The organism is Streptosporangium minutum (assembly GCF_002149035.1).
In the GTDB taxonomy this organism is placed as follows: Bacteria; Actinomycetota; Actinomycetes; order Streptosporangiales; family Streptosporangiaceae; genus Streptosporangium; species Streptosporangium minutum.
The window spans coordinates 1-8,133 of sequence record NZ_NGFP01000345.1; the positions used below are offsets into that span (position 1 = coordinate 1).

Annotated in this window: 7 protein-coding genes and 2 pseudogenes; 4 read left to right on the forward strand and 5 right to left on the reverse strand. The window is 75.1% G+C overall.

Annotated elements, in window-relative coordinates; translation table 11 throughout:
* The coding region (locus tag CA984_RS40755) for a HelD family protein (protein WP_108724689.1) at window positions 1-1,899 on the forward strand (1,899 nt) is incomplete at its 5' end.
* Window positions 1,900-1,937: 38 nt separating this feature from the next.
* A complete protein-coding gene (locus CA984_RS40760) occupies window positions 1,938-3,293 on the forward strand; it encodes a serine hydrolase domain-containing protein (RefSeq protein ID WP_086578696.1) in 1,356 nt (451 codons plus the stop codon).
* 225 nt (window positions 3,294-3,518) lie between these two features.
* Here CA984_RS40760 and CA984_RS40765 read toward each other — a convergent pair whose 3' ends face one another.
* Both CA984_RS40765 and CA984_RS47510 read right to left on the reverse strand, forming a co-directional pair.
* Window positions 3,519-4,301, reverse strand: coding sequence for an SDR family NAD(P)-dependent oxidoreductase (locus tag CA984_RS40765; RefSeq protein WP_086578697.1), 783 nt, complete (start codon window positions 4,299-4,301; stop codon window positions 3,519-3,521).
* Window positions 4,302-4,385: 84 nt separating this feature from the next.
* Complete coding sequence (locus CA984_RS47510; protein WP_108724690.1) at window positions 4,386-4,583, reverse strand: hypothetical protein; 198 nt, start codon at window positions 4,581-4,583, stop codon at window positions 4,386-4,388.
* 142 nt (window positions 4,584-4,725) lie between these two features.
* Between CA984_RS47510 and CA984_RS47515 the strand changes: the two genes are divergently transcribed.
* Together CA984_RS47515 and CA984_RS47520 are read left to right on the forward strand one after the other, a co-directional pair.
* Entirely contained in the window at window positions 4,726-5,016 is a 291-nt protein-coding gene (locus CA984_RS47515; RefSeq protein ID WP_108724691.1) for a hypothetical protein, read from the forward strand.
* 132 nt (window positions 5,017-5,148) lie between these two features.
* Complete coding sequence (locus CA984_RS47520) at window positions 5,149-5,322, forward strand: hypothetical protein (RefSeq protein WP_207621231.1); 174 nt, start codon at window positions 5,149-5,151, stop codon at window positions 5,320-5,322.
* Between the two features lie 261 nt (window positions 5,323-5,583).
* Here CA984_RS47520 and CA984_RS49460 read toward each other — a convergent pair.
* From CA984_RS49460 to CA984_RS40780, 3 genes and pseudogenes are all read right to left on the reverse strand, one after another.
* A pseudogene (locus tag CA984_RS49460) lies at window positions 5,584-7,191 on the reverse strand (AfsR/SARP family transcriptional regulator); the annotation flags it as partial.
* Between the two features lie 107 nt (window positions 7,192-7,298).
* The gene (locus CA984_RS40775; RefSeq protein ID WP_086578698.1) at window positions 7,299-7,778 is read right to left on the reverse strand and encodes a MarR family winged helix-turn-helix transcriptional regulator; all 480 of its coding nucleotides are present in this window, start codon (window positions 7,776-7,778) and stop codon (window positions 7,299-7,301) included.
* 162 nt (window positions 7,779-7,940) lie between these two features.
* A pseudogene (locus CA984_RS40780) lies at window positions 7,941-8,133 on the reverse strand (LysR family transcriptional regulator); the annotation flags it as partial.

Sequence of the window (8,133 nt, forward strand, 5' to 3'; positions counted from 1 at the left end):
CTGGTGCGCCGCCGCCACCTGCACACCCAGGGACGCACCGTGGTCGGCATCGACGACGAGGTGTTCGACCTGGAGCGCCTCAGCGACGGCGACCGCCGCACGCTGGTCGGCGAGGCCGCCCTCATGGCGGCCCTGCGGCGCGGCCGTACCGGGCGGATGGGCGAGGTGGTGGCCACCATCCAGACCGAGCAGGACCGGGTGATCCGCGCGGGCCTGCCCGGCGCGCTGGTGGTCCAGGGCGGCCCCGGCACGGGCAAGACCGTCGCCGCGCTGCACCGGGCCGCCTTCCTGCTGTACACCCACCGCGCCGTCCTGGAGCGGCGCGGCGTTCTGGTGGTGGGCCCCAACGCGCTGTTCTCCCGCTACATCGCCCAGGTGCTGCCCTCCCTCGGTGAGAGCGACGTGGTGCTGTCGTCCGTCGGCGAGCTGTATCCCGGCGTGCGCGCCACCGCGGCCGACGCCCCGCCCGCCGCCGTGGTCAAAGGCGACCTGCGCATGGCCGAGGTGGTCGCCGCGGCGCTGCGGGACCGCCAGCGCGTCCCCGCCGGCGACCTGGAGGTCTCCATCGTGGTGCGGACCTCGGTGCGCGGCGGGGTGGAGGTCGTGGTCGAGCGGATGGCGCTGCGGGTGGAGCACGCCGTCTGCGCGGCCGCCAGGGAACGGGCCAGAGCCTCCCGCCACCCGCACAACGTGGCCCGCAGGCTCTTCCTCCTCGACATGCTCACGGCGCTCGCCCTGGACGAGGCCGCCCAGCTGGACCGGCCGATGGACGAGGAGGACGTACGCTACGCCCGCAAGGTCCTGTGGGCCCAGCCGTCCGTGCGCGAGGCGCTGGACGCGCTGTGGCCGCCGCTCACCCCCCAGCGCCTGATCTCCGACCTGTTCGCCGACGCCGGCGCGATGGCCTCGGCCGCGCCCGGCCTGTCGCCGGACGAGAGGCAGACCCTGCTGAGGCCGTACGGCGGGCCGTGGACTGTCGGCGACGTCCCGCTGCTGGATGAGGCCGCCGAACTCCTCGGCGAGGACGAGGACGACAGCGACACCGGGACGGCCCGGCAGGCCGCCGAGCAGGAGCGCGAGGCCGAGGAGCGGTACGCGCTGGGCGTGCTGGAGTTCACCGGCCTGCTGGAGGATCAGATGATGGAGGCCACCGCGCTGGCCGGACGTCACGCGGCGCCCGCGCCGGCCACGACCACCGCCCAGCGGGCCCGAGCCGACCGGCGCTGGGCCTACGGGCACGTCATCGTGGACGAGGCGCAGGAGCTGTCGGCGATGGCCTGGCGGACGGTGATGCGCCGGATCCCCTCCCGCTCGCTGACCGTCGTGGGCGACATCGCCCAGACCGGGTCGGCCGCCGGGGCGCGTTCCTGGGGCGAGATGCTCGACCGCTACGTCGGGGGCCGCTGGCGGGAGGAGCGCCTGACGGTCAACTACCGCACGCCGGTGGAGATCATGAAGGTGGCCGCCGACGTGCTCGCGGCGGTCGCGCCCGATCGGCGGCCGCCGGAGTCGGTCCGCGACGGCGGGACCCCGCCGCGAGCCGTCTCCCTCGACCCCGACGTCCCCGGCGCCCTGACGGCCCTGGTGGCCGGCGAGCTGGCGGAGATCGGCGAGGGCCGGCTGGCCGTCATCACCCCCGACGCCCGCCACCGCCGGATCGCCGCGCTCTTCCCCGGCCTCGACGACATCCTGGACTCCCCCGTGGCGGTCCTGACCGTCACCGCCTCCAAAGGGCTGGAGTTCGACGCCGTGGTGGTCGTCGAACCCGGCGAGATCCTGGTCCAGACGCCGATGGGCGGCCGGGACCTGTACGTGGCGCTCACCCGTGCGACGCGGCGGCTGACCGTGACACACCGGGGAGATCCGCCGGGGATGCTGGCAAGGCTCGTACGGCACTAGCCTTGGGCCATGTCATCGTGTCGGGGAGAGGTCATCTGATGTCGCCGGTTCTGGAGAGTACGGCCCGTGCGCTGCTGCGCAGGATCGCGGTGGAGCAGGCCGGGTCACGGCTGCCGTCCCTGACGGCGGCCGTGGTGCGCGACGGGCGGATCGCCTGGTTCGGCTCGCGCGGCCGGGTGGAGGGCGCCGCCCCCACCGAGACCACCCAGTACCGCATCGGCTCCATCACCAAGAGCATGGTCGCCACCGTGGTCATGCGGCTGCGCGACGAGGACCGCCTGGACCTGCTCGACCCGATCGGCAAGCACGTCCCCGGCACGCCGGTCGGCGAGGTGACCGTCGCCCAGCTGCTGTCGCACACCGCCGGGCTGACCGCCGAGCCGCCGGGCCAGTGGTGGGAGCGGACCCCCGGCATGCCGGTGGAGGAGCTGGTCGGGCTGCTCGGCCCGGAGACCGCCCGGCACCGGCCCGGCCGCCGCTTCCACTACTCCAACCTGGGCTTCGCCCTGCTGGGCGAGCTGGTCGCCCGGCACCGGGGCGTCAACTGGGCGCAGGCCGTACGGGCGGAGGTGCTGGAGCCGCTGGGCATGAGCCAGACCACGCCCCGGCCGCGCGCCCCGTACGCCACCGGCTACGCCGTGCACCCGTGGGCCGATGTGCTGCTGCCCGAGCCCGAGCACGACGCTCTGGCCATGGCCCCGGCCGGGCAGCTGTGGTCCACCCCCGCCGACCTCGCCCGGTGGGCGGCGTTCCTGGCCGGTGAGACCGCGGGCGTGCTCGACCCGGCCACGCTGGCCGAGATGCGCGAGCCGGCGATCGTCGACGACGGCGACGCCTGGACCGGCGGCTTCGGCCTGGGCCTGCAGCTGACCCGGGCGGGCGGCCGCCGCCTGGCCGGCCACAGCGGCTCCATGCCCGGCTTCCTGTCCACGGTCTGGGCCGACCCGTCCGACCGGGTGGGGGTGCTGTTCATGGCCAACGCCACCTCGGGGGTCAGCCGCACCCTGCTGACGGAGCTGCTGGCCATCCTCGACGAGCACGAGCCGCGCCTGCCCGCCGAGTGGGAGCCCACCGCGGCCGACGCCGACCTGCTGGAGCTGACCGGCCCGTGGTACTGGGGGCCGAGCGCCTACGCGCTGCGGCTGCTGCCGGAGCGAGGCCTGTCCCTCGAACCGATCGGCGGCGGCGGCCGGGCCTCGCGCTTCGTCGCCCAGGCCGACGGGACCTGGCTGGGCCTGGACGGCTACTACGCCGGTGAGCGGCTGAGCCTGGTCCGCCGGGCCGACGGCTCGCCCGGCCACCTCGACCTCAACACCTTCGTCTTCACCCGCACCCCCTACGACCCCACGGCCGAGGTGCCGGGCGGGGTGGACGGCGACGGCTGGCGCGGCTGAGCGGCGAGCGCCCGACAGGCCCGCCCCCATGGGCAGGCGACACGCCGGAACGTTCGAGGCCCGACATCTCCTCCTCACCACGGTGACGTTCCCGCCGCCTGGCCGGGTGCCCGGAGCCCGGGTCCACGGCGGCCTGGTGGACCCCCTCGGCCGCTCCGCCGACGCGCCGTGGCGGCCCGTGACACGGGCCGCCACGGCGCGGTGCGACCGCCTGGGTGCAGGGGGCTAGCGTGCCCACATGGGGCCGAGGTACGCGCCGCCGGTGGCGTCGAGCACGTTGCCGGTGATCCAGCGGGCGTCGTCCGAGGCGAGGAAGGCGACGGCGTCGGCGATGTCGGCCGGCCGGCCGATCCTGCCGAGCGCGGTCAGGTCCGCCAGGACGGCCCGGATGTCGGGGTTGTGCAGGGTGTCGGTCACATCGGTGTCGGTGCTGCCGGGGCTCACCGTGTTCACCGTGATGCCGCGTTCGCCGAGCGCGTTGGCCAGCGTCCGGCTCATGACCTCCAGGGCGCCCTTGGTCATCGCGTAGGCGATCTGGCCGGGCAGGGCGACCCGCGTGGCGAGCGAGGAGATGTTGACGATGCGCCCGCCGCCGGGCATCAGCGGCAGTGCCGCCTGGATGAGGAACAGCGGCGCCTTCACGTTGATCGCGAAGACCTCGTCGAACTGGGCGGGGGTCAGCCGATCGACCGACCCGGCCCGCACCGTGTCCTGGTTTCCGCAGGCCGCGTTGTTGACCAGGATGTCCAGCGGCCGCCCGCGCAGGCCCGCGGTCAGGCCGGTGAGCAACGTCCGCACGTCGCCGTCCGTGCCGAATTCCGCCTGGACCGGGAAGGCCTCGCCACCGGCCTGCTCGATCGTGGCCACCGTCTCCTCGGCGGCGTCGGCGTTGCGGCTGTAGTGCACCGCCACCAGCGCGCCGTCGGCGGCCAGCCGCTGGGCGATGGCCCGGCCCATTCCCCGTGAGGCGCCGGTCACCAGCGCGCTCTTGCCCTTCAGGTCCCTCATGTCGGTCTCCTGTCAGTGATAGGCGATGACCACGAGGCTGGCAGGGACCGCTCACCACGCACTCACCACCCGCACACCGGCCCTTCACCGTCCGGCGGCGTCGAAGGCGGCCACCGCCGCCAGAGCCTCGGCCGAGGCGGCGACGGCCGGACGATCTCCGTACGCGCGCGCGGTGGCCAGGGCCTGGCGGTAGCGGAGGCGGGCCTGGCCGGCGTCCCGCTCGGCCTCCGCGATCCGGCCGAGGCCGATGAGGATCCGCCAGCGCGTCAACGCGCCGCCCATCGATGCCCGGCCGCAGCCTCGCAGCGCCCGGCCGTACAGCTCGCGGGCGGCCGGCAGATCGCCGCGAAGGCGCGCGACGTCGGCGAGCCCGCGCTGGGCGGCGGCCTGGGTCTCGGGCGTTCCGGTGCGGCGGGCGAATTCGATGGCGCGCTCGTACTCCGCGCGCGGCGAGCAGCCGGCCGGCGTCGGCCAGCCCGTCGGCGTTCCTGACGAGCAGCCTGGTCAGGTCCTCCACCGCGCCCAGCCGTCCCGCCAGGTCGATGGCCTCCGCCATCAGCGCGGCGGACCCCGGCCCGTCCGCGAGCCCGGCCAGCTGTTCCAGGGCGGTGAGGACTCCCCAGCGGTCCCCCGTCCCGCGGAACCCCTCCAGCGCGGCGCGGAACGCCTCCTCGGCGGTGTCCCGCTCGCCGCCGAGGAGGCTCTTGACCCCTGATTCCAGGCGGGCGAACGCCTGGGACCACGGATCGGCGGGGACCTCCCCGTCCGCGTGGCGGGGGCCGTTCACCATGAACCGCAGGACGCGCAGGAACGGGTATCGCAGAGGCCGATCGGCAAGGCGCCCCAGATGATCGCGCAGTCGCCGATCGTGCACGTTGTCGGCGGCCGCGGCGTGCGCCAGGCACAGCGTGTACTCCTCTTCGAGACCGGCGGGCGGCTCGTCGCCGATCGTCACGAGCAGGCCGGCGGCCACCGCGGCTCGCTCACCGGGCAGTCCCCGCAACTGCCCCTGCCACGATAGGGCGGCGAGCAGGCGGAGCCCGAGCGCGGGGTCGGCCCCCGCCGCCCAGCGGAGCGCCGCGTGGAGGTTGCCGCGTTCGGCGTCGAGACGGGCCAGCCATTCCAGCTGGTCAGGGCCGCGCAGGTGCGGCTCGGCGGCCCGGGCCGATTCGAGGAAGTACGCCGCGTGCGCCGCTCTCAGCTGTTCCCGCTCGCCGTCGCCGGCCAGCCGCTCGGCGCAGAACTCACGGACGGTCTCCAGCATGCGGTACCGGCCCCCGCCGGCCTCCACCAGGGACTTGTCGACGAGGTCGGCGAGCAGTTCGACGACCTCGCCCTCGGACGGCCCGCAGACCCGGGCGGCCGCATGGAGCGGCGCGCCACCGCTGAAGACCGTCAGCCGCGCGGCCAGCGCCTGTTCGGGGCGGCTCAGCAGGTCCCAGCTCCACCCGACGACCGAGTGGAGCGTCCGGTGCCGGGGCGCCGCCGAACGATCGCCACGCGACAGGAGCCGGAACCGGTCCTGCAGCCGGTCCTCGACCTCCTCGAGGGTCAGCGACCGCATCCGCGCGGCCGCGAGCTCGATCGCCAGCGGCAGTCCGTCGAGCGCCCGGCAGAGCCGCAGCACCGCGTCGACGTTGGCGTCGTCGATCAGGAAACCGGGCCGCACCGCGGCGGCCCGGTCGGCGAACAGCCGCACCGCCGGATGGCCGAGCGGCTCCGGGCCGCCGCCGTCCAGGGGCAGCGGCGGGACCGGGTGCAGCGTCTCTCCGGTGATGCCCAGCCTCTCCCTGCTGGTGACCAGGATCCGCAGGTCCCGGCAGGCCGCCAGCAGCCGACGGGCGAGCGCGGCGACCTCGGCGACGACGTGCTCGCAGTTGTCCAGGACGAGCAGCACCCGCCGATCGGCCAGCCCCGCGATCAGCCGTTCCACGGGGTCGAGCGGACCGGCCAGCGCGGGCACCAGCCCGGCCTCGCGCAGGCCCAGCGCGTTGATCAGGGCCTGCGGGGCGGCCGCGCCGTCGGCGAGCGGGGCCAGGTCGACGAAGCGGACCTCGTCTCGCTCCCGCCCGGCGGCCTCGACCGCCAGCCGGGTCTTGCCGACCCCGCCCGGCCCGGTGAGCGTGACCAGGCGGCGCTCGCCGAGCAGCGCGCGGACGCGTTCGAGGTCGCCGTCGCGCCCCACGAAACTGGTGAACTGGGCCGGAACGCCGCCTCCCGCCGCCTCGGCGGGCGAGGACCCGGCGCGCAGCACCGCCACGTGCACGCCGCCGAGCTCAGGAGAGGGATCGACACCGAGCTCCTCGGCCAGCGTCCGTCGCGCTTCTTCGAACACCTGGAGCGCCTCGGCCTTCCGGCCGCTCCCGTACAGGGCCCGCATGAGCTGTCCGCGCAGACGTTCCCGCAGCGGATGCGCCGCCACGGACTCCGGCAGCTCCGCCGCCAGGTCGCGGTGCTCACCGCCCGCCAACCGCGCCTCGACCAGGTCTTCGAGTACGGCGACCCGCGACTCCTCCAGCCTGGCGGCCTGCTCCCCGGCGAAAGGCGCGTCGATGACGTCGGCCAGCGCCGGCCCCCGCCACAGTCCCAGGGCCGCGCCCAGGAGCCGGGCGGCGCCGGCGTGATCTCCGGTGGCGAGCACGCGCCGCCCTTCGCCCGCGAGCCGCTCGAATCGGTGCACGTCGACGTCGTCGGGATCGACGAGCAGCCGGTATCCGGCGGGACCGAACTGGAGCAGATCCCCTGTTTCGCCCGCGGCCCCGAGCCGGCGACGCAGCCGGGACACCTGGGACTGCAGGGCGTGCGCCGCGCCGCTCGGCGCCTGCGGGCCGTACAGGCCCTCGACGAGCCGCCGCACATCCACCGTCCGGCCCGCGTTCAGCAGCAACATCGCCAGCAGTGCACGCAGCCGCGGCCCGCCGGCGGGGACCGTCTCGCCATCGGCGGACCACACCCCCAAGGCCCCCAGGACACCGAATCGCACGGCAGGCAGGATGGTCAGGAGCCGGAGGCCGGAGGGGTGACGTCCAGCAGCTTGCCGAGGAGGCCGGTGAGCTGGTCGCGCTCGGCGGGGGTGAGGGCGTGGAAGGCGCGGTCGAGGAACTCCGGCACCGACGTCTCGGCCTCGGTGAGGAGCCGCCGGCCGGAGTCGGTGACGGTGACGGCGTAGGCCCGCCGGTCGTCGGGGTCGCGTTCACGGCGCACGTGGCCGGCCCGTTCCAGGTCGTCACAGAGGTTGACCATGACGCTGCGGTCGATGCGCAGCTCCTCGCTGAGCGTCTGCTGGGAGCAGGGGCCCACGGCCACGAGCATCTTCAGCACCAGGTGCCGGCCGACGCCGAGGCCGTTGCGGTCCGCCTGTCCCTCGGCCGCGCGCGCGACGGCAGCCGAGGCCCGGCACAGGGCGATGTCCAGGCGTTCGGCCACCAGCTGCGGAAAGTAGGCCAGCCGCGGGCGGCCGGCGGACTTGGGTGGCATCCGCCTCCCCTCTCGATGCCGATGATCGTAACACCAATCATCTTAAATTCAATTGTTTGACAGCAGATCAATGCGGTCGCACGGCCACAGGCCATCTGGCCACAGATTGTCCGCACGCAGACGGAGCTGGGGCCGTGGCCGGTGTCGACGGCCGCCGGGCCGCTATCCGAGCCGCTCGGCGACGGCTCTGGCCGGGCCGGAGGCGAGAGGGCCGTGCAGCATCTCCACCCGGTGCACCACGCGCGGCGCGGTCAGAGGCACCCCGGCCGCCACCGAGGAGGGCAGCAGGGTCAGGCCGTGCCCGGCGGCGGCGAGGTTCAGCACGGTGTGCAGGTCCTCGCCACCGTAGTGGAAC

Excerpts from the sequence above, each read along its gene's own strand:
- CA984_RS40775 (WP_086578698.1), bottom strand. The coding sequence starts at position 7,778 with ATGCCACCCAAGTCCGCCGGCCGCCCGCGGCTGGCCTACTTTCCGCAG.
- CA984_RS40765 (WP_086578697.1), bottom strand. The coding sequence starts at position 4,301 with ATGAGGGACCTGAAGGGCAAGAGCGCGCTGGTGACCGGCGCCTCACGG.
- CA984_RS47515 (WP_108724691.1), top strand. The coding sequence starts at position 4,726 with ATGGCGCGCTCGTACTCCGCGCGCGGCGAGCAGCCGGCCGGCGTCGGC.
- CA984_RS47520 (WP_207621231.1), top strand. The coding sequence starts at position 5,149 with ATGATCGCGCAGTCGCCGATCGTGCACGTTGTCGGCGGCCGCGGCGTG.
- CA984_RS47510 (WP_108724690.1), bottom strand. The coding sequence starts at position 4,583 with ATGGGCGGCGCGTTGACGCGCTGGCGGATCCTCATCGGCCTCGGCCGG.
- CA984_RS40760 (WP_086578696.1), top strand. The coding sequence starts at position 1,938 with ATGTCGCCGGTTCTGGAGAGTACGGCCCGTGCGCTGCTGCGCAGGATC.